The organism is Knoellia sp. S7-12 (assembly GCF_040518285.1).
Lineage (GTDB): Bacteria > Actinomycetota > Actinomycetes > Actinomycetales > Dermatophilaceae > Knoellia.
The window spans coordinates 2,317,025-2,341,378 of the sequence record NZ_CP155449.1; the positions used below are offsets into that span (position 1 = coordinate 2,317,025).

At 67.5% G+C, this 24,354-nt stretch carries 21 protein-coding genes; 11 read left to right on the top strand and 10 right to left on the bottom strand.

The features are described 5' to 3' along the window. Positions 1 to 9: 9 nt before the first annotated feature. Positions 10 to 1,026: a GlxA family transcriptional regulator gene (locus V6K52_RS11210; protein WP_353950198.1), complete on the bottom strand. Its 1,017-nt coding sequence runs from the start codon at positions 1,024 to 1,026 to the stop codon at positions 10 to 12. Positions 1,027 to 1,247: 221 nt separating this feature from the next. Here V6K52_RS11210 and V6K52_RS11215 point away from each other — a divergent pair, with 221 nt between their 5' ends. Then, positions 1,248 to 2,864, top strand: coding sequence for a serine hydrolase domain-containing protein (locus V6K52_RS11215; protein WP_353950199.1), 1,617 nt, complete (start codon positions 1,248 to 1,250; stop codon positions 2,862 to 2,864). Positions 2,865 to 2,908: 44 nt separating this feature from the next. Here the strand turns inward: V6K52_RS11215 and V6K52_RS11220 are convergent, their stop codons facing one another. The 5 genes from V6K52_RS11220 to V6K52_RS11240 are packed head-to-tail and all read right to left on the bottom strand — an operon-like array spanning position 2,909 to position 7,151. Further along, complete coding sequence (locus tag V6K52_RS11220; RefSeq protein WP_353950200.1) at positions 2,909 to 3,814, bottom strand: trypsin-like peptidase domain-containing protein; 906 nt, start codon at positions 3,812 to 3,814, stop codon at positions 2,909 to 2,911. Between the two features lie 29 nt (positions 3,815 to 3,843). Further along, the gene (locus tag V6K52_RS11225) at positions 3,844 to 4,791 is read right to left on the bottom strand and encodes a VWA domain-containing protein (protein WP_353950201.1); all 948 of its coding nucleotides are present in this window, start codon (positions 4,789 to 4,791) and stop codon (positions 3,844 to 3,846) included. Then, entirely contained in the window at positions 4,791 to 5,738 is a 948-nt protein-coding gene (locus V6K52_RS11230; protein ID WP_353950202.1) for a DUF58 domain-containing protein, read from the bottom strand. The genes V6K52_RS11225 and V6K52_RS11230 overlap by 1 nt, the downstream gene beginning before the upstream one ends. Next, on the bottom strand, positions 5,731 to 6,786 hold the full coding sequence (locus V6K52_RS11235) for a MoxR family ATPase (RefSeq protein WP_353950203.1): 1,056 nt from the start codon (positions 6,784 to 6,786) through the stop codon (positions 5,731 to 5,733). Before V6K52_RS11235 ends, V6K52_RS11230 begins: the two co-directional genes overlap by 8 nt. Continuing rightward, a complete protein-coding gene (locus tag V6K52_RS11240) occupies positions 6,783 to 7,151 on the bottom strand; it encodes a hypothetical protein (protein ID WP_353950204.1) in 369 nt (122 codons plus the stop codon). Before V6K52_RS11240 ends, V6K52_RS11235 begins: the two co-directional genes overlap by 4 nt. Before the next feature lie 143 nt (positions 7,152 to 7,294). Between V6K52_RS11240 and V6K52_RS11245 the strand changes: the two genes are divergently transcribed. The 5 genes from V6K52_RS11245 to V6K52_RS11265 all read left to right on the top strand — a co-directional run bounded on the left by V6K52_RS11245 (position 7,295) and on the right by V6K52_RS11265 (position 11,905). Further along, positions 7,295 to 7,993 (top strand): response regulator transcription factor, encoded by a 699-nt coding sequence (locus V6K52_RS11245; protein WP_353950205.1) that lies wholly within the window; start codon positions 7,295 to 7,297, stop codon positions 7,991 to 7,993. Then, positions 7,990 to 9,225: a HAMP domain-containing sensor histidine kinase gene (locus tag V6K52_RS11250; protein WP_353950206.1), complete on the top strand. Its 1,236-nt coding sequence runs from the start codon at positions 7,990 to 7,992 to the stop codon at positions 9,223 to 9,225. The genes V6K52_RS11245 and V6K52_RS11250 overlap by 4 nt, the downstream gene beginning before the upstream one ends. Before the next feature lie 239 nt (positions 9,226 to 9,464). Then, a complete protein-coding gene (locus tag V6K52_RS11255; protein ID WP_353950207.1) occupies positions 9,465 to 9,935 on the top strand; it encodes a pyridoxamine 5'-phosphate oxidase family protein in 471 nt (156 codons plus the stop codon). Continuing rightward, positions 9,932 to 11,173 carry an acetyl-CoA hydrolase/transferase C-terminal domain-containing protein gene (locus V6K52_RS11260; protein ID WP_353950208.1) on the top strand — a complete coding sequence of 414 codons (1,242 nt, stop codon included), beginning with the start codon at positions 9,932 to 9,934 and terminating at the stop codon, positions 11,171 to 11,173. Before V6K52_RS11255 ends, V6K52_RS11260 begins: the two co-directional genes overlap by 4 nt. 117 nt (positions 11,174 to 11,290) lie before the next feature. Beyond that, entirely contained in the window at positions 11,291 to 11,905 is a 615-nt protein-coding gene (locus V6K52_RS11265; protein WP_353950209.1) for a CBS domain-containing protein, read from the top strand. Here V6K52_RS11265 and V6K52_RS11270 read toward each other — a convergent pair. The 4 genes from V6K52_RS11270 to V6K52_RS11285 all read right to left on the bottom strand — a co-directional run bounded on the left by V6K52_RS11270 (position 11,872) and on the right by V6K52_RS11285 (position 15,770). Further along, positions 11,872 to 12,519 carry a response regulator transcription factor gene (locus tag V6K52_RS11270; protein ID WP_353953766.1) on the bottom strand — a complete coding sequence of 216 codons (648 nt, stop codon included), beginning with the start codon at positions 12,517 to 12,519 and terminating at the stop codon, positions 11,872 to 11,874. The genes V6K52_RS11265 and V6K52_RS11270 overlap by 34 nt on opposite strands. A 42-nt stretch (positions 12,520 to 12,561) precedes the next feature. Continuing rightward, positions 12,562 to 13,509, bottom strand: a complete 948-nt coding sequence (locus tag V6K52_RS11275; RefSeq protein ID WP_353950210.1) for a universal stress protein — start codon at positions 13,507 to 13,509, stop codon at positions 12,562 to 12,564. Between the two features lie 49 nt (positions 13,510 to 13,558). Further along, positions 13,559 to 15,250: a GAF domain-containing sensor histidine kinase gene (locus V6K52_RS11280; RefSeq protein ID WP_353950211.1), complete on the bottom strand. Its 1,692-nt coding sequence runs from the start codon at positions 15,248 to 15,250 to the stop codon at positions 13,559 to 13,561. Between the two features lie 121 nt (positions 15,251 to 15,371). Next, on the bottom strand, positions 15,372 to 15,770 hold the full coding sequence (locus tag V6K52_RS11285) for a DUF2237 domain-containing protein (RefSeq protein WP_353950212.1): 399 nt from the start codon (positions 15,768 to 15,770) through the stop codon (positions 15,372 to 15,374). Positions 15,771 to 16,185: 415 nt separating this feature from the next. On the opposite strand from V6K52_RS11285, the gene V6K52_RS11290 reads away from it, so the two are divergent. Genes V6K52_RS11290 through narI form a run of 5 tightly spaced genes read left to right on the top strand, consistent with a single transcriptional unit; the run spans position 16,186 to position 24,338 of the window. Continuing rightward, the gene (locus V6K52_RS11290; RefSeq protein WP_353950213.1) at positions 16,186 to 17,493 is read left to right on the top strand and encodes an MFS transporter; all 1,308 of its coding nucleotides are present in this window, start codon (positions 16,186 to 16,188) and stop codon (positions 17,491 to 17,493) included. A gap of 35 nt (positions 17,494 to 17,528) precedes the next feature. Next, positions 17,529 to 21,245: a nitrate reductase subunit alpha gene (locus V6K52_RS11295; RefSeq protein WP_353953767.1), complete on the top strand. Its 3,717-nt coding sequence runs from the start codon at positions 17,529 to 17,531 to the stop codon at positions 21,243 to 21,245. Beyond that, the gene (gene narH / locus V6K52_RS11300) at positions 21,245 to 22,894 is read left to right on the top strand and encodes a nitrate reductase subunit beta (protein ID WP_353950214.1); all 1,650 of its coding nucleotides are present in this window, start codon (positions 21,245 to 21,247) and stop codon (positions 22,892 to 22,894) included. Before V6K52_RS11295 ends, narH begins: the two co-directional genes overlap by 1 nt. Further along, positions 22,891 to 23,613, top strand: coding sequence for a nitrate reductase molybdenum cofactor assembly chaperone (gene narJ, locus V6K52_RS11305; RefSeq protein ID WP_353950215.1), 723 nt, complete (start codon positions 22,891 to 22,893; stop codon positions 23,611 to 23,613). Before narH ends, narJ begins: the two co-directional genes overlap by 4 nt. Next, complete coding sequence (narI, locus tag V6K52_RS11310; protein ID WP_353950216.1) at positions 23,610 to 24,338, top strand: respiratory nitrate reductase subunit gamma; 729 nt, start codon at positions 23,610 to 23,612, stop codon at positions 24,336 to 24,338. Before narJ ends, narI begins: the two co-directional genes overlap by 4 nt. Positions 24,339 to 24,354 lie beyond the last annotated feature (16 nt).

Sequence of the window (24,354 nt, forward strand, 5' to 3'; positions counted from 1 at the left end):
AGCGGTCACTCAGGTCATGGTTGTGACGACTGAGCCTCTCCTTGCTCCTGACCCTGCTGTCTGGTCGAAGTGGTGGCGATGCTGTCCAGGCGTGGTGCCGAGTCTTCGGCGGAAGGACCGGTTCATGGTTTCCGTGGTTCCGAACCCGCAGGTTTGTGCGATCTGCTCGATCGGGATGTGGGTGCTCTCGAGGAGCCGGCAGGCGGTTTCCAAGCGCACGGACTCGATGTGGTCGGCCGGGCTGACACCGACTTCCGCCTTGAACACCCTGCTGAAGTGGCGTTCGGACAGGTTGGCGTGCCGGGCGAGCTTTGGCACTGTGAGATCTTCGCCCAGATGGTCGGGCAGCCACGCCAGCAGGTCCTGGACGGGTTGGGTGTCGGCATCCTGGGCCGCGAGCAGTGCCGAGAACTGCGCCTGGCCGCCAGAGCGACGCAGATAGACGACCAGTTGGCGGGCCACAGCTGCAGCGGCCTTGCGACCGTGGTCCTGTGCAACCAATGCCAGGGTCAGGTCGATGCCGGCCGTGACTCCGGCCGAGGTCCAGACGTTTCCGTCCTGCACGTAGATGGCGTCGGGGTCCACGTCGACTGTCGGATAGGTATCGGCCAGCATCTGGCACTCCGCCCAGTGGGTTGCCGCACGGCGACCGTCGAGCAGTCCAGCCGCCGCAAGGACAAAGGCGCCGGAGCACACGGAGGTCACCCGCCCGGCGTCAGCCGCGAGTCTGCACACCTGAGAGAGAAGTTCCTCGTCGGCGCATGCCTGCTCCATGTCACGCCCGCCCGTCACCATGAGCGTCTGCACCGGTCCGGTCACCTCGCTCAACGGGACGGTGCTGAACGACATCCCGCTGGTTGAGGACACCAGCCCTCCGCCGACGCTGGCAAGCACGGTGAGGTAGTCCGCGGCGAGCACGAAGCGTCGTGCGCTGGACAGCACCTCCAGTGGCCCGGTGACGTCGAGGATCTGCGCCGAGTCGAAGGTGACGATGACGACACGGTGCCCGCGCGCGGAACCGTCCATCCCCCGACGGTAGGCCCCTCACCTCGCGAGCATGGCCGAGATCGTCAACCCGGCGTCATGGCGCGCGACGCGCTGCGCGTCTCACACTCGTCGTACAGGGTCACGAACGTCGAAGCCTCACTGGTGGCCCAGGTCTCGCAGAGTCGTCCCATCTGGCGACCCTCAGCCAGAAATCCTGGCAATCCACACATTTCCAAGGCTGGCCAGAGAGATGAGACGACATGCCGCACCAACGCCTTCGCACGACCGAACCACGCACGTTGCGACGGTGGGCTTGCGCACTCGGCACCGCCCTTGTCCTGACAGCAGGGCTCGCAGGCCTGCCCGCCACCGCTCACGCCTCTGACGGTCCGACGGCCGAGATGGTGAACAGGCTCGAGCAGAGCAACTGGCTGGCGTCGTTCCAAGTGCCCGGCGTTGCGGTGGTGCAGATCCGCGACGGCGGCGTCACGTGGTCCAAGGGGTATGGGACGACCAACACCAGCAACGGGGTCCCGGTCACGGCAAACACCATCTTCCGTGTCGGCTCGATCACCAAGTCGGTCACCGCGTGGGGGGTGATGCGGCTGGTCGAGCAGGGGCGCATGGACCTGGACACCCCGGTGGAGTCATACCTGACCCGTTGGCACTTGCCACCCTCCCCGTTCGACCCCGATGGGGTGACCATCGGTCGGCTCCTCAACCACACCGCGGGGCTGAACATGCAGGACTACTCGCCGGTGACCACTCGGCCGTTGCCGTCCTTGGAGCAGTCCCTGAGCGGTGGCAGCGGCAAGCCGGGCGACCGGAACTCTGACAACGTACGCATCACCACTGAACCGGGGACCCAGATGGAGTACTCCAACGGCGGCTACACGATGCTCCAGCTCGCCATCGAGGAAGTGACCGGGGAGGCATTTGCTTCGTACATGCAGCGGGAGGTTCTGGACCCGCTGGGGATGACCCGCAGCAGCTTCGTCGAGCGGCCGGAACTGGCCGCGGAGACCGCGACCGGCTACACCAACGGAGGGCGTCCGGTCCCGCCGACACTGCTCACCGAACAGGCGGCCGGGGGCTTGTACACGTCAGCCAACGACGTCGCACGCTTCGCCGTGGCAGCCATGACCGGCCCCTCGGGAGAACGGCCAGGCCGCGGGGTGCTCACCCCAGCCGGCGTGGCAACCCTGCTCTCCCCCATCACAGTCGCGCACGGCATGACCACGTCCTTCGGCTACGAGGTCGAAACCCTCTCCGACGGCACGAAAGCCGCCGGGCACGGGGGCAAGAACACCGGCTGGCTGTCCCAGTTCACCACCCTCCCCGACCGCGCCGAGGGCCTCGTGGTCCTGACGAACAGCGACAACGACGGCCTCATCGGCTTCACCACGCAGGCATGGGCGGACTCCCTCGGGGTGGGGCACCCAAGGACAACCCAGAGGCTGATGGACGAACTCAGTTTCCAGTACACCCTGATGCTCAGCATCGGCGCCGTTCTGGGCACGGTGGCACTCGGCGGAGGCTTCTTCCTCATCCGGGGGCAACGGTCAGGGCACCGCACCTGGGCCTGGCGTGGCGTGAACCGCCTCCAGCCCCTGCGCGCTTCGGTGCGGATTGTTGCACCGCTGGCGGTGTTCGTCGGCGCAGCCGCGTGGTGGTTGTACCCAGTCCGGATCACGCTGGCGAGCATCTCTCCGGTACGGACCAGCTTGGCCACCGCGGCGCTGCTGACCCTGTGTCTGACCGCCGCGGCGGCTGCCCTGACCCGGACGCGGCGAGTTCCAGCGGCCGCGCCCGCAGAACAGGTGCATGCCTTGGCCCCTCCGGGAACCGAGTCGCATCGCCTGCGGTTGAAGGTCTGACGGCCTGCACCGCGTCGTTGCCAATGTGCTGTTCGACACCGTGCTCAGCGACGAATGATCTCGTCGGCAACCTCGACGGCGCGGTCGATCGGCACAGCGAATCCGATCCCGATGGATCCTGAGGCTCGTCCGCTGAGTGTCGCAATGGCCGTGTTGACGCCGACGACCTGACCCTCGAGATTGACCAACGGACCACCCGAGTTGCCCGGGTTGATCGAGGCGTCGGTCTGGATCACTCTCTGGTTGGCGCCCCCACCAAGACGAGCCGACCGCTCAACCGTGCTGACGATGCCAGCCGTGACTGTCCCGTCGAGGCCGAGCGGGGAGCCGACAGCGATGACCGGCTGACCGATCCGGAGCGCCGAGGACTGACCGATCCGAGCCGGCTCCAGTGCTTCCGGGTCGGCCCGGAGGACGGCGATGTCATCTGCTTCGCTGCTGCCGACGACGGTGGCACTCACCGTGCGACCGCCAGCGAGCTGGAGCGACACCGTCGACTCCCCCTCGATGACGTGATGATTGGTCATGACATGGCCGCGGTCGTCGAGCACGAAGCCCGACCCGGTGGAGCGGCCCGCACGAATTTGCACGACGCTCGGCAGGATCGCCTGCGCCGCGGCCTCCTCCGTTCCCGCAGCTGATGCGGGGGCGCGTCCCGACGGACGCTCGACGGCGATGCCCGGCCCGGACGTAGGGGTTGCGTCCGGGCCGAGCACGACGGCTGCGCCAGCGCCCGCGATTCCGCCTGACAGGGCTGAGACCAGGAGGAGAGCGGGCAGTCGGCTGCGGCGCCGTTCCCGACCGGTGGGCGCCGGCGCGGCCCCGGTCGAGGCTGTGGGGTCCTCCCGCAAGGGCATAGCGCCCCGAAGGAAGTCAGGTCCAGCCGGCTCACCGAGCCCTCGCCAGGTGCTCGTGCCAACCGGATCATGTTTCGTGGGTTGAGAGGTCATGAGTGCCATCGCCTTCTCTGCTGGGTTGTTCACGGAAGCCGCGCGAACCAGCGCAGCGACATGGCTCCGGCAGCCAGCGAGAGCAGGAAGCCGAGGGCCGCGAGGTAGGGGGTGATCTCGCGTGGCTCGGTGCGCCACCCGATGGAGGAGCCGATGTCCTCATAGACCTCGGCGAGCTCGTCTCCGCTCTCGGCGGTGTAGGCCTGACCACCCGTGCCCTCGGCCAGTCCGGCAAGGGAGTCGACATCGACCGGGACCGGGACCATGCGGCCCTGGATCTCCACAGTGCCCTCCTGGGTGCCGTAGGCGATCGTGGACACGGGTACCGCTGCCTCGGTTGCCGCAGTGGCCGCTTCGTCCGGGCTGCGACCCGCCGTGTTCGTGCCGTCCGAGAGCAGGACCACCCGAGCCGGGACGTCGACGGAATCGTCACCCTGTGCCATGGAGGCCACTTGCTCGAGCGAAGTGAAGACTGCCTCGCCGATCGCCGTGCTGTTGGCCATGGGGAGGTTCTCGAGTGCTGCAGCCACGGACTCGTGGTCGGTCGTCGGCGTGGCGAGGACGGCACTCGACCCCGAGAAGGTCACCAGTCCGACGTTGAAGGTCTCCGGGAGGTTCTCGATGAACGCAGCGGCCGCCTCGGTTGCCGCGTCCATCCGGGTCGGCTCGACGTCGGTCGCCTGCATCGAACGGGACACGTCGATGGCGACGATGACGGTGGCTCGCTCGTGCGGGACCCGCAGGTCGATCACCGGGCGGGCTGTTGCGAGGGCCAGTGCCGTCAGGGCCAGGAGGAATGCCGCTGCAGGGGCATGCCTGCGCCATCCGGGCTGCTCGGGGGCCACCTTGTCGAGCAGCGGAAGCGCGGCGAAGCGGACGGCATACCTGCGCCTGCGTCGCTGCATCACGACATAGGTGACACCAAGGCCCACCAACGGCACGAGAAGGAGGAGCCAGAACGGTGCGAGGAGGTCCATCAGCGAACCTTTCGATCGGTGCGGCGCGTGTGGCGCCTGGAGATGATGTAGCGGGCCAGGTCGCGCACCCAGTCGGTGTCGGTGCGCACGATGACGTGACCGGCACCGGTGGACCGCACCGCGTCGGCGACGGCTGCGCGATGCCCGGCGGCCAGCTCGGCGTAGCGCTGTCGCAGAGCCGGTGTCGTGTGGACCTCTCGCGCCCGTCCGCTCTCGGGGTCGCGCAGGACGACGAGCCCGAGGTCTGGGAGCTCGAGCTCACGGGGGTCGAGGACCTCGACGACGATGACGTCGTGCCGGGCCGCGAGCCGGCGCAGGGCCGGCTCCCACGTGAACGGTCGTTCGGTTGCGCCGTCTGGGTCGACGAAGTCACTGACGACGACCCGCAAACCGGGACGGCGGTGACGCCGCTCGAGCGCGGTCATCGCCTCGCCGAGGGTCGTCGTGTCGGACCTCCTGTCGGCGCGTGGAGCGCCCGCGACCGAGCGCAGGGTGCGGCGGGCGCTGACCCGCCCGGGGAGGGGTGCGTCCCACTCGAGACCCGTGGGGGTCAGGTGGGCCACTCCGACCCGGTTGCCGGGTCCGTCGGTCAGCAGCCCGACAGATCCGGCAACCCACCCGGCCACGTCCCGCTTCTCGCTCATGGCGGTGCCGAAGTCCATGCTCGGCGTCTCGTCGACGAGCACCCAGGTGTCGAGCTCGTGCTCGGCCAGCGGACGCCAGACGTGTGGTTCGCCGGTGCGAGCCGTGACGTTCCAGTCCATCCGCCGCACGTCGTCCTCGCCCGCGCGGTAGCGGACCACTTCCTCCGGATCCGAGCCGGAGCCGAGACGGTGGCCCGCCCGGTCGCCCTGGAGGAGCCCGTTGAGACGCCGACGGACCACGAGGTCGAGCGCCTTGAAGGCCCGGTCGCCCGCCTGAGACCTGTCCCGCCCGGACTCACCCATGGTTGGGAGGTCCTGTGTTGGCGGTCTGGAACGCCGCCACTGCAGCGTCGTGCTGCCCGGGCGCCACCTCGGGCATCGGCACCGCTGCGAGGACGGACCCGACAACGGCCCGCGGGTCGATCCCGTCGGCGACCGCTTCGAAGGACAGCACGATCCGGTGCGACATCACGTCCCGCGCAATGTCGGCCACGTCACTGGGCAGGACGTAGTCGCGACCCCGCAGCAGTGCGAGCGCTCGGCCAGCCGCGATGAGACCCAGGGTCGCTCGGGGGCTGACTCCGAAATCAACGACACCGTCCAGGTGACCGAGCCCGAAGCGGAGCGGCTCGCGGGTCGCCACGACGAGCGCCACGGCATACTGCGCCACCGCATGGTGGACGAAGACCCGGTCGGCCGTGCGCTGGAGCTCCTCGACCTCCTCGATCTCGAGCGTGAGGTGCGCCCGCGGCGGGTCCACGCTCATGCGCTGCAAAATGGTGAGTTCCTCGACATCGGTGGGGTAGCCGACGTCGACCTTGAGCAGGAACCGATCCCGCTGCGCCTCGGGGAGCTGATAGACGCCCTCAGACTCGATCGGGTTCTGGGTGGCGAGCACGAGGAACGGCCTGGGAAGCGCGAAGGTCTGGCCGCCGATCGTCACCTGCCGCTCGGCCATGGCCTCGAGCAGTGCCGACTGCACCTTGGCCGGCGCCCGATTGATCTCGTCAGCGAGGACGAGGTTGGCGAAGATCGGCCCGAGCTCGGTGTCGAACGCGTCGCTCGTCGGCCTCCACACTCGCGTGCCGACGATGTCGCCGGGCATGAGGTCGGGGGTGAACTGGAGTCGGCTGAACGTCCCGCCGATCACATCGGCGAGAGTGCGCACGGCCAACGTCTTGGCCACCCCGGGCACGCCCTCGAGGAGGACGTGCCCGCGGGCGATGAGACCGATGAGCATCCGCTCGACCATGTGGTCCTGGCCGACGACGACCTTCTTCACCTCGAAGAGTGCGCGCTCGAGGGCCTGTCCACCAGAGAGCGGGCGCGTCACCCGCTGGGTCTCGGTCACAGCGTGCTCGTGTCAGGGGCGGCATCCGGCGTCTGGGATGGTGCCTGCGAGGGGGCCTCGGACTCGGGAGAGGTCGTGGCGCCGCCGTCCTTCTCCGGGCAGTCCTCGCGGGAGCCGGACTGCGTGCCGAGCTGCACGTCGGACTCGGTGCCGGGCGCCTCGCCCTCGGCCGGCGCGTCGATGATCGTCGCGTACCCGGTCTCTGCTGCGCCGCTGCCGCCACCGACGGCGTATGCCGTCCCGATACCTCCCAGCCCGAGCATCAGGGCCGCTGCTCCGGCAATCGCAAACCGCTTGGCTCGACGTGCGCTGGCCTCGCCGGGGCCGAAGGCGTCAGTGGTGGTGTGGTCGTCGTGGTTGGTCATCTGTTGCTCCTGGGGCTCACACCCACCGCGGTGGTGGGGTTGCCCCAGCCCATCAAGCGGGCACGAAAACGAGCGGCAAGCCCGCAGAAAGTTGGGCGAAAGAGCGTTGGGGGCAGCGGCATTGCCGCGGCTACGGTGAGGTCATGCGGCTGCTGATCATCGAGGACGAGGAAGGCCTGGCGAGCGCTCTGCGCATCGGTCTGGTCCGTGAGGGGTATGCCGTTGACCTGGCCACGACGCGACAGGAGGCCAACGAGAAGCTGGCGCTCACGGCATACGACGTGGTTCTTCTGGACATCAACCTCCCCGATGGCAGCGGCTTCGAGCTCGCCGCTGCATTGCGTTCCGGATCGCTCGCGACGCCGTCCGGACGCCACGTCCGGATCCTCATGCTCACGGCGCGCGGCGGTTTGCCCGACCGCGTCAAGGGTCTCGATGTCGGCGCCGACGACTACCTCGTCAAGCCGTTCGCACTCCCCGAGCTGACCGCTCGACTTCGAGCACTGCTGCGGCGTGATGTGCGCAGCACCTCATCCGTGATCCGGGTGGGCGAGCTCACTCTCGACGCGAGTCGACAGCTGGCGCATCGAGGTGACCGGGAACTCGCGCTGACGCTCAAGGAATTCGGGGTGCTGCGCTACCTGATGAGCCGCCCGGGGCACGTCATCTCGTCCGAGGAGCTGCTCGAGCACGTGTGGGACGAGAACGCTGACCCGTTCACCCAGACGGTCCGCGTCACCGTCGGCACACTGCGCCGCAAGCTCTCGACCGGGGACGAGCCGCAGGTCCTCGAGACCGTCATCGGGCGCGGGTACCGGCTCCGCGAGGAGGCGGCGGCATGAGGATGCCCACGCTGCCGGCATGGCTGCGGACCGTCAGGACACGCCTTGCCCTGACCTATTCGGGGTTGTTGTTTGCCATCGCGTCCCTGCTCATCGGTGGTGTCTACTTCGCGCTGTCGCAGTCGATCGAGTCCAAGCCGCTCGACCCGGTGACGGTGAAGAAGTTCCAGAAGGGCAACGGCGGGATCGTGAACTACCGCCCGGGAGAGGACTTCCAGGCAGCCGATATCCGTGACGTGCAGGAGTACGTCAACTACAACACCCTCGAGACACTTCGGACGTATTCGTTCATTGCGCTCGCAGTCCTCTTCCTGTTGAGCCTGCTCATCGGCTGGTGGGTCGCCGGCCGGGCGCTGCGCCCCGTGGGGCGCATCACGACGACGACCCGCGAGATCACTGCCTCGGACCTCTCGCGGCGAATCGGAGCGTCTGGGCCACAGGACGAGCTGCGCACCCTCGCCGACACCATTGACGACATGCTCGCCCGGCTGGAGACGTCGTTCGCCGCCCAGCGGGCTCTCGTCGACGACGTCTCTCACGAGTTGCGCAATCCCATCGCCGTGGTCCAGGCCAATGTCGATGCCGTTCTGTCGCGCGACGACGTGACCTCTGATGAGCGATCGCACTCGGCAACTGTCGTCTCGCGCGCCACCCACCGGATGGCCAGCCTTGTCGACGACCTTCTCGCCACCGCTCGCACCCGCTCGGGTGCGTTCGTCGACCGCGAGATCGACCTGTCCGAACTCACGGGCCAGGTCGTCGAAGAGCACCGGCTGCTCGCTGACGGGCGCGGCCTTCACCTCGTGCGCCGACTTGCACCGGGTCCCCGCGTCATCGCGGACGCGGAGTCGCTGTCGCGAGCGTTCGGCAACATCCTTGCCAATGCCATCCGCCTCTCCCCGGGAGGCGCCGAGATCACCATCGCCTCCGGGTCGATCGAGGGGTGGTGCTGGGTCGCTGTGCGCGATGACGGGCCCGGTATCGCCGAGGCCGATCGGGAGCGGGTCTTCCACCGGTTCGGCCGGACCGGTCGCGAGCGCGATCACGAAGGGCATGGGCTCGGGCTCGCCATCTCGAGGCAGGTCGTCGAGTCGCACGAGGGACACATCGACCTGTTCAGCGAGGTGGGAGTCGGCAGCACCTTCGTCGTGTGGCTGCCCGACCGCGCCATCGCTCGCGACGGTGACAGGGAACGCACTCCCCCGTCGGTGGACCCCCTCGGCCGCATCTGATTCGTCGACGTCTTTCGGGCAGCAGGACGCGCCCCCGAAGGACCCAGCAACGACGGCTTCTCTCCCAGAGAAATCCGGCCAATCCGGATCCTCGTCCGTTCCGAATGTGAGGTGGGTCACTGCAGCGCGAGCACCACCGTTCGAGCTATCCGAGCCTGGGCAGCAGTCCCCGAGCGCAGCACCCGGCGGCGGGACCTTTGACCCTGTGAACCCCTCCTCGACGGGAACACCATGAAGGCATGGACACCACCGGACAGCTGCAGGCGAAGCACCAGCCGCAGAGCTCTCAGGACATCCGCACGATCGCTCCGAACGAGTCATGGGATCTCCTGCGTCAGGACAGCCTCGGGCGTCTGGCCGTCGTCCACGACGATGCCCCCGACATCTTCCCGGTGAACTACATCGTCGACCACGGCACCGTCGTCGTCCGCACGAGCGGCGGCACCAAGCACAACGCCGCGCGCAACCACGTCGTCGCCTTCGAGGTGGATGGTCGAGTCCTCGACCCGGCCGAAGCCTGGAGCGTCGTCATCCGGGGCCGGGCCACCGAGGTGTATGCCGTTGACGAGGCAATCGAGATCATGGACCTACCGCTGTCCCCATGGGCTCCCGGAGCCAAGCCCCACCTTCTGCGCATCACGCCCGACTCGATCACGGGTCGTCGCTTCATGATCCCGACGGCGTCCGTCCCGCTCGTGCGTGACGCGTGACCACGTCCACCAGCAGCTCCCTGACCGCCGCGCTCCGGCAGGCCGCGGCCACCTGCGACCGGCCGCTGCGTGTGGTGGCGAGTGGCAACGGGGCCGCACCCTGGGAGCTGCTCCGGTTGTTGGACGGCGCGGTCAAGCGCTACGAGCTGTTCATGCTCAACGCGCCACGCGGCATACCGACCCGGCCCGGCGTCACCCATCTGACCCCCTTCGTCGGCCCCGGAATGCGCACCCCGGACGTCTCCTATCTCCCGGCGCGTCTCTCGCACGTGCCGACGCTGCTCGCCAGGCGATTCGTGCCCGACGTCGTCCTCGTCACCGTCTCCGAGCAGGTTGCGGGCCGATGGTCGCTCGGGTCCGAGGTCAACATCCTGCCCGCAGCGATCGCGGTGTGCCGGGCCGCTGGCGGGCTCGTGCTCGCAGAGTCTCGCAATGACATTCCCTTCACCTTTGGCGATGGCGAGCTCGACGCCCACGAGCTCGACGGAGTCCTGCCGGCGTCCCCTGCTGCGCCCAAAGTCGTCGCGGCGACCGCAGCGCCCTCAGAGGCCATCCGCCTCATCGGCGAGCAGGTCGCAGCACGCGTGGACTCAGGTGCCACCCTCCAACTGGGCATCGGCGCGATTCCCGACTCGGTCGTGCCGCGGCTCACCAGCCGCCAACGTCTCGGGGTGTGGAGCGAGATGGTGTCCGACGGGATCATGGACCTCCACGACGCGGGGGCGCTCGACACCGGGCGAGAAGTCGTCGCTTCCTTTGCCGTGGGTGGGCCTGCGCTGATGTCCTGGTTGCACGCCAACTCGCAGGTGCGGATGCTGCGCACCGAGACCGTCAACGACCCTGGGCGGATCGCTGCCCAACCCGCGATGACAAGCATCAACACCGCCCTGTCAGTCGACCTGTTCGACCAGGCCAACGGCAGCCACATCGGATCGCGTGTCCACTCAGGCTTCGGCGGCCAGTGCGACTTCGTGGTTGGGGCGATGGACTCGCCCGGAGGTCAGGCGCTCATGGCTCTGCGCTCGTGGCACCCTCGAGCCGACGTCTCGACGATCGTCGGACTCCTCGAGGGACCGGTGACGTCGTTCCAGCACACGGCGGTCATCACGGAGAACGGAACGGCCGAGATCATGGGCTGGGACACCAAGGCCCAGGCGAGACACCTCATCGAGCACGCGGCCCACCCGTCGGTGCGCGCTGAGCTCTGGGAGGACGCCGTGGAGCTCGGGCTGACCTGAGAGGTCGGCGTCGTTCACCAGGTTCGGGACCAATTCCCCTGTCCCCCAATGCCGAGAGCACGGATGCTGGAATCACACGACAAGAAAGAGGTGGGACCCGTGTTGGTTGAGGAAGTCATGACCAAGCCCGCGGAGAGCATCCATCCCGGAGCAACGCTCGAGGATGCCATAGCCAAGCTCGGGCGGGCCCGCATCAGCGCACTGCCGGTGGTCGACAGGGACCGGCGGGTCGTGGGCATCATCTCGGAGGGCGACGTCCTGCGACAGCGCCTGCCCGCGGACCCGCGTGCCCACATGATCCCCAGTGCGCCGACATCGGCCGGCGAACCAAGCATCGAGGCGGTCATGACGGCCGATCCCCAGTGCGCCACACCGCGGCAGGACTGCTCAGAGGTGGCGTTCACCCTGGCCCGTCGCGGTTGGAAGAGCATGCCGGTCGTCGACGACGACGGCCGGCTCCTCGGCATGGTGAGCCGAAGTGACTTCCTCCGCGCCCTGGCCCAACCCGATGCAGTGCTGTCCACCGCCGTCCACAACGCGTTCACGCAGGCGGGGCATCCGGAGTGGCGCGCGGTCGTGCACCACGGCCACGTCACCGTGAGCCCTCATGCCGGGGACCAGGACGGAGCCGCCGTGGCCACTGCCGCAACAGTTGCCGGGATCCGCAGCGTGGAGCTCGGCGCACGGAGGTGGGCCGCTCAGGGAGCCCGCCGGCCACCCTGGGGCCCGTGACTGGCGATGTAGACGGCAGCCTGGGTCCTGCTCTCCATCCCCATCTTCGCGAGCACCGAAGTCACGTAGTTCTTCACCGTCTTCTCGGCCAGCGACATCGAGGCACCGATCTGGCGGTTCGTGAGCCCTTGGGCGATGTGCTCAAGGATCCGGCGTTCCTGGGGTGAGAGCTGCGCCAGTCGAGGGTCCTCCACGTCCCGACCCCATCCGGTGCGCAATCGAGCCACGACGTCGGCGTCCAGCAGGTGGTCGCCGCCCGCCACCCGGCGGATCGAGTTCACGAGATCGGCTCCGCGGACATCCTTGAGGAGGTAGCCCGCTGCGCCGGCCAGCACCGCCGCTCGCAGGGCGTCGTCGTCGTCATAGGAGGTGAGGATCAGACCGACGATGGACGGGTCGACAGACCGGACATCGCGGCATACGTCGATCCCGGATCCGTCTGGCAGCCGAGCATCGAGGACCATGACGTCCGGTCGCAGAGCCGGGATGCGCCGGGTCGCTTCAAGTGCGCTCCCGGACTCCCCGACGACGACGATGTCGCTCTCGACCTCGAGCAACTCACGCAGACCTCGGCGAACCACCTCGTGGTCATCGAGCAAATAGACGTGCACCATCTCGATCACACTCCCTGACCCACAGGCTATGGCCTCGAGTCGTCACAACCCACCACGGCGGACGACAGCGACCGGAATCTCGGCCTGCCGGAGCACGTCGCGACTCACCGACCCCAGCATCAGACCGGCGAACCCGCCGCGGCCCCGCGAGCCCACCACGAGGAGGCCCGCGCGGGCCGACTCCTCGATGAGGGCGTCCGCGGCCCGTCCCTGGTGGACACGTTGGATCGTGGTCACGTCGGGGTACTTCTCCCGGACCAAAGACACCGCTGCGCGCACGTGGCGCCCAGCCGCTTCCAGCTCGACCGCGGCGACGACGTCGTCGTGACGACCGTCGGCGCTAGTGGGCGCTGGCATCCACGGCTCCGGACTGGGTCGCACCCAGGCAGAAAGGAGGACGAGGTCAGCTCGGGCGCGGTCAGCAGTGTCAGCGGCGAAGAGCACGGCCTCCTCCGATGACGCCGAGCCGTCGACGCCCACCACGACTGGGCAACCCGGCCCGAGCTGGAGATGCGTCTGCAGTGGGACCACCACGACCGGGCAGCGCGCATGTGCTCCCACCGCGAAGGAGATCGACCCCAGACTATTGGTGGGCCGAGTGGTCCGTCGGCCGACGACAACGACCGAAGCGCCGGCCGACTGCATGACGAGCTCGGCCGCCGGGTTGCCGACAGCACCCTGACAGTGCACCTTGAGCGTCGGTTGCAGCTCCTTGGCCCGGTCGGCGCCGCGGCGCGCCACGAGAGCAGCACGACCCAGCCGATCGGTGTTCTCAGCCCTGACCACGTCCACACGTGACGTCGCCGACTCGGGTGCCCTCGCGGCATACACAACCTTCAGAGGAAGGCCGAAGGCTTCCGCGTGCGACGCCGCCCACCCCAGAGCGTTCGCGCCCTCGCACGACTCGTCGTAGCCGACGACCACCGCCTCACCACCATTGGTGGACAACGGTTTTGCGAAGGTGCCACGCATGGCGTGAACGTCGGTCATGGCACGAGCATGTCTGTGAACGCAGGCTGCCGACAGGGCCATTGGTCCCTCAGGTGGTCTCGTCCTCGTCGAACGGAACGCTCCACACGAGACGAGTTCCGGAGGCCTCAAGGGACTCCAGCACCAGCGTGCCTCCCCGGCGCTCAGCCCGCCTCGCAAGGTTGTCGAGACCGGATGACCGCGTCGGGTTGGGGTCGAGCCCTCGCCCGTCGTCGACGACGCTGACAGTGACCCCACCGTTGACCTCGACGGCGACGTTGACCGTCGTGGCTCCGGCATGCCTGGCCGCGTTGCTCAGTCCCTCGCGCAGGACCGCGAGCACATCCGTCCCCAGCTGGTCGGGCAGCTCATTCGTGCGACCGGACAACCGCAGGTCCGGTGGGAATCCCAGGGTGATCAGGGCATCGCGGCAGACGGTCGTGATCTCGCTGGCGAGCTCCCGGGCCCCGAGCGGCCGTTGGAGCGCGAAGATCGTGTGGCGGATGTCCTTGATGGCCGCGTCGAGCTCGTCCACCGCCCTCTCGAGGCGGGGTCGCACGGCTTCGTCGCTCAGCCTGGCGGCTGACTGCAGGGACATGCCAGTGGCGAAGAGCCGCTGGATCACGTTGTCGTGCATGTCACGCGCGATCCGGTCACGGTCCTCGAAGAGCTCCGCGCGAGCCCTCTCGGTCTGGGCACTCGCAGCCACGAGAGACACCGTCAGTCGCTGGGCGAACACACTCAGCTCGGTCAGGTGACCGGACCGGACCTCGTCGGTCCAGTCGACGACGATCAGCCCCAACGGCGCTTCCCCGAGCACCAGTGGAACGGTCGATCGGGTGCCGGTGGACGCGGTCTCGCCGACGTGATTGCTTCGGGCCTGGGCCAACATCGCCGCGCGAAGTCCGAGGTCGCCGACGGAGGTGCCCAGCGCGGGGCCCGCAGCCGTCGCCGCGACGACCACGAGGTCGGTGCCCCGGGTGAGCGCGACAAAACATGATGACGCCTCCGTCAGCTCAGCCACCCGCGTGGTGACCTCCGAGAGGACAACATCGTGTGCCTCGCCCGCGAGCAGACCCTGGGTCGCGCGACCCGCCACGTCGCTCCACAGCTGTTGTCCCCTGGTGCGGTCATACAAACGGGCGTTCTCGATCGCGACACCAGCCGCAGCCGCAAGGGCCACGAGGATGGCTTCGTCGTCCTGGCTGAACTCCGTGGCGTGCCGCTTGTCAGTGAGATAGAGGTTGCCGAACACCTCGTCACGGATCCTGACCGGTGCGCCGAGGAAGCTGGTCATCGGAGGGTGATTCGGGGGGAAACCGTAGGACTTCGGGTGCTCACCGATGTCCGTGACCCGCTGCGGTTGCGGGCTCGAGATGATCAGGCCGAGCAACCCGTGTCCGCGAGGCAGCGTTCCGATGGCATCGCGCTCGTCGTCGGTCAGTCCGTGAGTGACGAACTCAATGAGCTCCTCACCCCCCGGCCCCAACACCCCGAGTGCGCCATAGGTCGCGTCCACCAGCTCACAGGCAGACACGACGATGCGGTGGAGGACGTCGGCAAGGTCAAGGTTCGAGCTGACCGCCACGACCGCATCGAGCAGCGAGGCCATTCGCTCCTGTGACGCCCGGGCACTGCCGGCACGCGCGCGCAGTTCCTCAAGGAGGTCTTCGAGCTGCAGGGAGGACAACGGCCACCGCGAAGTCACGGCTGCCTCTGACGGGTTCTCTGGGGTCTGGCCTTGCCTGCGCTTTTCGGCCATTCGCACAGGGTATGCCGCATCGGCCGGCATTGGAGGCAAGAGTCAGTCGAGCTTGCGGGTCCCGTGGGAGGTGCGCCACCGGCATACACGCCTTCGGCGAGCGCGGCCAAGGCGCTGAGAACTACAGCTCAGGCGACATTGAACTCAGGTCCGGCGGGACATCGACAGCATGCTGCTGCAGAGCCTCCAGCGGGACTACTTGCAGCACTGCCACGTTGGTCGCTGACAGCACCACGTGCGCCGCCGCTCCTTCACGGTGCGCCCGCGCCCAGTTGTGGGCCGTCACGCACCACCGGTCACCCGGGACCAACCCCGGGAATCCGTAGTCCGGCAAGGGCGTCGACAAGTCGTTGCCGATGCTCCGCTGGTGCTCGAGGAACTCAGCCGTCACCACGGCGCAGATGGTGTGGCTCCCGCGATCCTCTGGCCCAGTGCTGCAGCAACCGTCACGAAAGAAGCCGGTCAACGGTGCGGCGCTGCACAACTCCAACTCGCCACCGAGCACGTTGCGTTCGTCCATCGCCCGCGCCTGTCCGGGTCAGGCCGTCGAGGCGGTGAGCTCGAGCGCGACACGCGAGCGGGCGATGTCCGTCACAGTCAGGCGGACATGTGCGAAACCTTCAACGGGTACGGGCATTTGCTCACACTCACACAGGCCCAGCCGCAACACAACCGTCGCCGTTCGCGGGCCTGGGTCGGCGTCGGTCTCCCCCGGCTCGGACTCGGTAGGGACCTTTGGCCCTCGTCATTCTTCACCGTCTCCACTGTGCTTGTACGTATGGCATCACCATCGCGGGTGATGCCAGGGAGGAGACCCGACATGGCAGATGAGATCACTCAGGGGTTCGGAGGCACGCCGGATGGGTATGCCACCAAGGACCGCAGCGACGGCCCCGACATCTGGCGCCCCAGGCCCGTCCGAAAGGCCGCATGACATGAGTCCGTCCATTGCCAAGTCGGACGCAGGGGTCCATGGTGGACCGGGAGAGCCCCGAGGGGAGGGCACGATCGTGACGACCTCATTGACGACAGCCGACCCGAGTCCGACTGCCACCAGATCGCCGTGGGTGATGCTGGCCATGGCGACCCTGGGTTTCGCGGTGAACTTCTGGGCCTGGGCGCTGATCAGTCCACTCGGCCCGCTCTTCCGAACGACTGGCGCTCTGGGCGACCTCACCGAGTCCGACGTGGCCCTGCTCGTCGCGGTCCCGGTCGTCGTGGGATCCCTCGGTCGGATCATCGTCGGTGGGTTGACCGACCGATACGGCGGTCGGGTCATGTTCCCCATCGTCTCGGGCGTGACCATCCTCCCGGTCCTCTTCATCGCCTTCTTCGCCCTCGACTCCTATGCCCTGCTCCTGGTCGGCGGCTTCGTCCTCGGGATCGCCGGGACCTCCTTCGCCGTCGGCGTGCCGTTCGTCAATGCGTGGTTCCCTCCCGCGAAACGCGGCCTGGCCATCGGTATCTTCGGTGCAGGCATGGGTGGCACCGCCATCAGCGCCCTGACCACCGTCAAGCTCACCGAGGGACTGGGCGCCACATCGCCCTTCCTCATCACCGCTGCCGTCCTTGCCGCGTATGCCGTTGCGGCTTGGCTGATCCTGCGTGACGCACCCGGTCGGGTCGTGCCCACCACCTCGCTTGCGTCACGGATCTCGGCCAACTCCAGGCTCGCCATCACCTGGCAGGCCTGCCTGCTGTATGCCGTCGCATTCGGTGGGTACGTCGCGTTCTCGGTCTACCTACCGGCATACCTCAAGGCCGCTCATCAACTCACTCCGGCCAGCGCGGCCAACCGCATGGCCGGCTTCGTCCTGGTTGCTGTCCTGATGCGCCCGGTCGGGGGCTGGCTCGCTGACAAGTTCGGCGCGATCCCGGTGCTGGCGACGGGTTTCGGCGTCGTGGTCGTGGGCGCTGGCATCTCGGCAGGAACACCGCCGCTTCAGGGGATCGGCACGATCGCCTTCCTGGCCATGGCCGCAGCCCTCGGCTCCGGGAGTGGCGCCACCTTTGCCCTCATCGCCAAGGTCACGGAGCCCTCCCGCGTCGGGGGCGTGACCGGACTCGTCGGCGCCGCCGGAGGTCTCGGAGGATTCGTTCCACCGCTGATCATGGGATACGTCTACGGCCGCACCGACTCCTACGCCATCGGGCTCTGGATGCTCTGCGTCACTGCTGCTCTGGCCCTGCTCCTCACCGTCACCGTCGTCCGACGAACCGTCCAAGGACAGGAAACTCATTGACCCCCTCCCAGAAGAAGTCCACGTCCGACATCGGAATGGATGGCTCCCTCACGGAGGCACTTGTCCGCAGCAGGAGGTTCTTCACCAAAGGGACCGTGTCCGAGGACCTTCGGACCATCTCGCAGGTCGGGGGGCGAGGGGCCGACGACTTCTACCGCGACCGCTGGAGCCACGACAAGGTCGTGCGGTCCACCCACGGGGTGAACTGCACCGGCTCGTGTTCGTGGAAGGTCTACGTCAAGGACGGGATCATCACGTGGGAGACCCAGCAGACCGACTACCCCTCTGTCGGTCCGGACTCCCCTGAGTACGAGCCTCGCGGTTGCCCCCGTGGCGCGGCGTTCTCCTGGTACACCTACTCCCCCACCCGGGTCCGCTACCCCTACGTCCGTGGCGTCCTGCTGCAGATGTTTCGTGAGGCCAAGGCCCAGCACGACGGCGATCCGGTCAGGGCGTGGGAGCACATCGTCGAGAACCCGTTGCGGGCCAAGGCCTACAAGTCCGCGCGCGGCAAGGGCGGTCTGGTCCGGGCGACCTGGGACGAGGCCAGCGAGATCATCGCCGCGGCGCACGTCCACACGATCAAGAAGTACGGCCCGGACCGTGTCGCCGGGTTCTCACCCATCCCGGCGATGTCGATGGTCTCCCACGCCTCCGGCGCTCGGTTCGTGAACCTCATCGGCGGCTCCATGTTGAGCTTCTATGACTGGTACGCCGACCTCCCCGTCGCATCCCCGCAGGTCTTCGGCGACCAGACCGACGTCCCCGAGTCCGGCGACTGGTGGAACGCCGGCTACCTCATCATGTGGGGATCCAACCTCCCAGTCACCCGCACCCCCGACGCACACTGGATGGTCGAGGCCCGCTACCGCGGCCAGAAGGTCATCGCCGTCGCCCCCGACTACGCGGACAACGTGAAGTTCGCGGACGAGTGGCTGCCTGCGAAGCCCGGCACAGACGCGGCACTGGCCATGGCCATGGGTCATGTCGTGCTCAAGGAGTTCTTCGTCGACAGGGCGACGCCCTACTTCACCGAATACGTGAAGTCCTACACCGACCTCCCTCACCTGGTGCGCCTTGAGGAGGCGGCTGACGGCGAATACACCGCCGGCAAGTTCCTCACCGCCGCGGACCTCAGCGATCACACCGACGAGGAGAACGCGGCCTTCAAGACCGTGCTCATCGACTCCAGCACCGGTGAAGCCGTCGTGCCCCACGGATCCTTGGGTCACCGCTACGGCGAGGCAGGAGTGGGCAAGTGGAATCTCGACCTCGGCGAGGTCAACCCTGTTCTCTCCCTACTGGACTCCGCAACCGAGTCAGTGGTCGTCCGTATGCCGCGCTTCGACACTCCTGATGGTGCCGCCGCCGACCTGCCCCGCGGGGTGCCCGTGCGCCGCGTGGATGGTCACCTGGTCACCACGGTCTTCGACCTCCTGCTCGCCCAGTACGGCGTCGGTCGAACGCACGGGGGTCAGCCGCTCCCGGGGGCTTGGCCGACCGGGGACAACAAGGGCTACGACGACGCACAGGCGCCGTACACCCCCGCGTGGCAGGAAGCCATCACTGGCGTGCCTGCTGCCACTGCTGCCCGGATCGGGCGCGAGTTCGCGCAGAACGCCGAAGAGTCCAAGGGCCGATCCATGATCGTCATGGGCGCCGGCACCAACCACTGGTTCCACTCCGACACGATCTACCGCGCCTTCCTCACCCTCACCAACCTCACCGGTTGCCAGGGCGTCAACGGCGGCGGCTGGGCACACTACGTCGGCCAGGAGAAGGTCCGCCCGATCACTGGCTACACCCAGATCGCCAACGCGCTTGACTGGAACCGCCCGCCGCGCAACATGATCCAGACCGCCTACTGGTATCTCCACACCAACCAGTTCCGCTATGACCAGTTCGGCGCCGACACGCTCTCTGCCACCACCGGCAAGGGCCAGCTCGCCGGCAAGTCAACTGCCGACGTCATCGCCCAGAGCGCGCGAATGGGTTGGATGCCGTCGTATCCCACGTTCGACCGCAACCCACTCGACCTCAGTGACGACGCAGCGGCTGCAGGCAAACCCGTCGGTGAGTACGTCGTCGAACAGCTCAAGTCCGGTGAGCTCGACTTCGCCGGCGAGGACCCGGACGCACCCACCAACTACCCGCGGATCCTGTCGATCTGGCGGGCCAACCTGCTGGGCTCGTCCGGGAAGGGCAACGAGTACTTCCTCAAGCACCTGCTCGGAACCGACTCCTCGGTCCGTGCCAGCGAGACCCCCGAGGCGCAGCGTCCCGTCGACGTCACCTGGCGCGACGAGGCGCCCGAGGGCAAGCTCGACCTGCTGATGACGATCGACTTCCGTCAGACGAGCACGACGATCTTCTCGGACGTCGTCCTTCCGGCTGCCACTTGGTACGAGAAGCACGACCTCAACACCACGGACATGCACCCGTTCGTGCACTCCTTCAATCCCGCCATCGCGCCGCCGTGGCAGACGCGCACGGACTGGGACGCCTGGCAGACGATCGCCGAGAAGTTCAGCGAGCTCGCCGCCACCCACCTCGGTGTCCGCAAGGACGTGGTGGCGGTGCCACTCACCCACGACACCCCGGACGCGATGGCCAACCCGCACGGCGTCGTGCGCGACTGGAAGAAGGGGGAGTGCGAGCCGATCCCGGGCGTCACGATGCCCAAGCTGGTCGAGGTCGAACGCGACTACGGCGCGGTGGCGCAGAAGATGAACGCGCTCGGGCCGCTGGTCGACACGCTCGGTGCGACCACCAAGGGCGTCACCTTCGAGCTGAGCAAGCAGGTCGAGTACCTCCGGGCCAAGAACGGCACCGTGCGTGGCGGGGTGGCCGACGGCCGACCGTCGCTCAAGAAGGACGTCAACGTCTGCGAGGCGATCCTCGCCCTGTCAGGAACCACCAATGGGCACCTGGCGACCCAAGGCTTCAAGACCCTCGAGAAGCGCACCGGCGTCCAGCTCGCCGACCTGGCTCAGGAGCACGAGGGCAAGCAGATCACCTTCGCCGACACCCAGGGGCCACCTGTCCCGGTCATCACCTCACCGGAGTGGTCGGGATCGGAGACGGGTGGGCGGCGCTACTCCCCCTTCACCATCAACGTCGAGCGCAAGAAGCCCTGGCACACCCTGACCGGGCGGATGCACTTCTATCTGGACCACGACTGGATGACGGAGCTCGGTGAGGGCCTGCCCGTGTACCGACCGCCACTGAACATGGCGGCACTGTTCGCCGAGCCCGCTCTCGGCACCGTATCCGACGGATCGGCCGGACAGGTCGAGGGGCTGACCGTGCGCTACCTGACACCACACAACAAGTGGTCGATCCACTCGGAGTATCAGGACAACCTCTTCATGCTCTCGCTGTCGCGCGGCGGGCAGAACATCTGGATGAGCGACCGGGACGCCGCCAAGGTCGGCATCGCGGACAACGACTGGATCGAGGCGGTCAACCGCAACGGCGTCGTGGTGGCCCGGGCGATCGTCTCGCACCGCATGCCCGAAGGCACGGTGTACATGTACCACGCCCAGGATCGGCTGATCGACGTCCCGCTCGCGGAAACCTCCGGGAAGCGGGGCGGCATACACAACTCACTGACACGGCTGCTCGTGAAGCCGTCCCACCTGATCGGCGGCTATGCCCAGCTGACGTTCGCCTTCAACTATCTCGGCCCCACCGGCAACCAACGTGACGAGGTCACCATCATCCGCAAGCGAAGCCAGGACGTGACGTACTGATGAAGGTCATGGCGCAGATGGCGATGGTCATGAACCTCGACAAGTGCATTGGGTGCCACACCTGTTCGGTCACGTGCAAGCAGGCGTGGACCAACCGCTCGGGCACCGAGTACATCTGGTTCAACAACGTCGAGACCCGGCCCGGGCTCGGCTACCCGCGCACCTACGAGGACCAGGAGAAGTGGAAGGGCGGCTGGGAGCTCACCAAGAGCGGTCGCATGAAGCTCAAGGGTGGTGGGCGTCTCAAGAACCTCATGACGATCTTCTCCAACCCCAAGCTCCCCTCGATCGGTGAGTACTACGAGCCGTGGACCTATGACTACTCGACCCTGACGGATGCACCGGCCCAGGAGCACACTCCGGTGGCCCGGCCCAAGTCGTTGATCAGCGGCAAGAACATGAAGATCGAGTGGTCGGCCAACTGGGACGACGACCTCGGGGGCTCGACCGCTACGGCGCACCGAGACCCCATGCTCAAGAAGATCGCCGACAAGGTGAAGTTCGAGTTCGAGCAGACCTTCATGTTCTACCTGCCGCGGATCTGTGAGCACTGCCTGAACCCTTCGTGTGCAGCATCGTGCCCCAGCGGCGCGATCTACAAGCGCGAGGAGGACGGCATCGTCCTGGTCGACCAGGACAAGTGCCGCGGCTGGCGCAAGTGCGTCTCGGGCTGTCCCTACAAGAAGATCTACTTCAACCACCGCACCGGCAAGGCCGAGAAGTGCACCTTCTGCTTCCCGCGCATCGAGGTCGGCCTCCCGACGGTCTGTGCCGAGACCTGCGTGGGCCGACTGCGCTACATCGGCCTGATGCTCTACGACGCCGACAGGGTTCTCGCAGCGGCTTCCACCACCGATGACCACGGCCTCTATGAGGCACAACGCGATGTCTTCCTCGATCCGTTCGACCCCGAGGTGATCCGCGAGGCCGAGGCCGCGGGCATCGCCCGTGATTGGGTCGACGCGGCCCAGCGCTCCCCCATCTATGCGCTGATCAACACGTTCAAGGTCGCGCTGCCGCTGCACCCGGAGTACCGCACCATGCCCATGGTCTGGTACATCCCGCCGCTGTCGCCTGTCGTTGACGTCGTCGCCGAGACCGGGGAGGACGCCGAGGACAAGGGCAACCTCTTCGCGGCGATCGACGCGCTGCGCATCCCCATCGAGTACCTCGCCGAACTCTTCACGGCCGGTGACGTGGCACCCGTCGACGCCGTGCTCAAGAAGCTCGCAGCGATGCGTTGCTACATGCGCGACATCAACATGGGACGCGATCCTGACGCCTCCATCCCTGCCGCGGTCGGGATGAGCGAGGAGGAGATGTATGACATGTACCGCCTCCTCGCCATCGCGAAATACGACGAGCGCTACGTCATCCCGGCCGCGCACGCCGAGCAGGCCCACTCCCTGGAGGAGCTGTCCACGGAGTGCTCCGTCTCGGAATATGGCGGCGGGCAGCAGGACCTGTTCGGCGAAGGCTCCGGCAAGCCGACGCCGATCGCGGTCGAGAACTTCGAGATGTTGCAGGACCGACAGACGTCCGACTCCCTCGCTGGCCCCGAGAACAAGAGAAGCCGCGTCAATCTGCTCAATTGGGATGGCAAGGGCTCACCGCCCGGGATGTTCCCGCCGAGCGGCTCCAACTCATGAGCAGCCGCCGACCCAACCCGACACTGCCCCCCGACCAGCTCACTATCGTGTGGCAGTCCGTCTCCCTTCTCTTGGACTACCCGGACCAGGATCTGCTCGGCCGTACCGGCTTGCTCAGGTCGGCGTCACACGGCGTGCCCGCCACGATCGGCGACTCCATCCGGGCCTTCCTCGACCATCTCGAGGCCACGCCGCTCCCAGCACTTCAGGCCGACTACGTCGAGACCTTTGACACGAGGCGACGCTGCAACCTCTTTTTGACCTACTTCGCCCATGGCGACACCCGCAAACGCGGGATGGCCCTGCTGCGCTTCAAGCAGACCTACCTGCGGGCGGGGTTTGAGCTCGACGATGCAGAACTGCCCGACCATCTCTGCGTCGTGCTGGAGTTCGCCGCCACAGTCGACCAAGGACTCGGCCGCGACCTCATGCTCGACCACCGCGCCGGACTTGAGCTCCTGCGCATCTCGCTGCGGGATCTCGGGTCACCGTGGGCGAGCCTGATCGACGCCGTCACCGCGACCCTGCCGCCGCTTCGCGGTGAGGAGCGGGATGCCGTCAGGCGCCTCGCAGCCGAGGGGCCGCCTGAGGAAGAGGTCGGGCTCGCCCCCTTTGCCAACCCGCAGTTCAGCCCCGGCACGCCCACGGGCGCCCCACCTGGTGCTGCACCCGCATCCATCTCGCTGCCCATGCCGTCGTTCCCAGGAGCCCGCACATGAACGAGTTCCTCTTCGTCATCTTCCCCTACCTCTGCCTGACGACGTTCGTGGTCGGCCACCTGTGGCGCTACCGATACGACAAGTTCGGGTGGACCACCAGGTCATCCCAGCTCTACGAGAACCGCCTGCTGCGGATCGGGAGTCCGCTGTTCCACTTCGGCATGCTCGGAGTCGTTGCTGGCCACATCATCGGCCTGCTCGTCCCGCAGTCCTGGACCGACTGGGCCGGCATCAGCGAGCACACCTATCACGTGGTCGCCGTCGGGGGCGGTCTTCTGGCAGGTGTCATGACGGTCGTCGGAATGGTCATCCTGATCTACCGACGACGCACCGTCGGCCCGGTCTTCTCCGCCACCACCGTGATGGACAAGGTGATGTACGCCTTCCTCGCAGTCGTCATCGTGCTGGGCATGTGGAACACCATCGCGGGATCGATCCTGACCATCGGCGGCGAGTACAACTACCGCGAGGGTGTGTCCGTCTGGTACCGGTCGTTCCTGGCCTTCCAGCCCGATGCCGCACTGATGGCGGAGGCACCCCTGGGATTCCAGCTGCACGCCCTCGTCGCCTTCGGGCTTTTTGCGCTGTGGCCCTTCACCCGCCTGGTCCACGTCTTCAGCGCCCCGCTCGGCTACCTCACCCGCCCCTACATCGTGTACCGCAGCCGCGATGACACCCAGCTGGGGAGCCACCGGCCACGCCGCGGCTGGGACCGGATCGGCTGAGGGCGTCAGTGCGGGT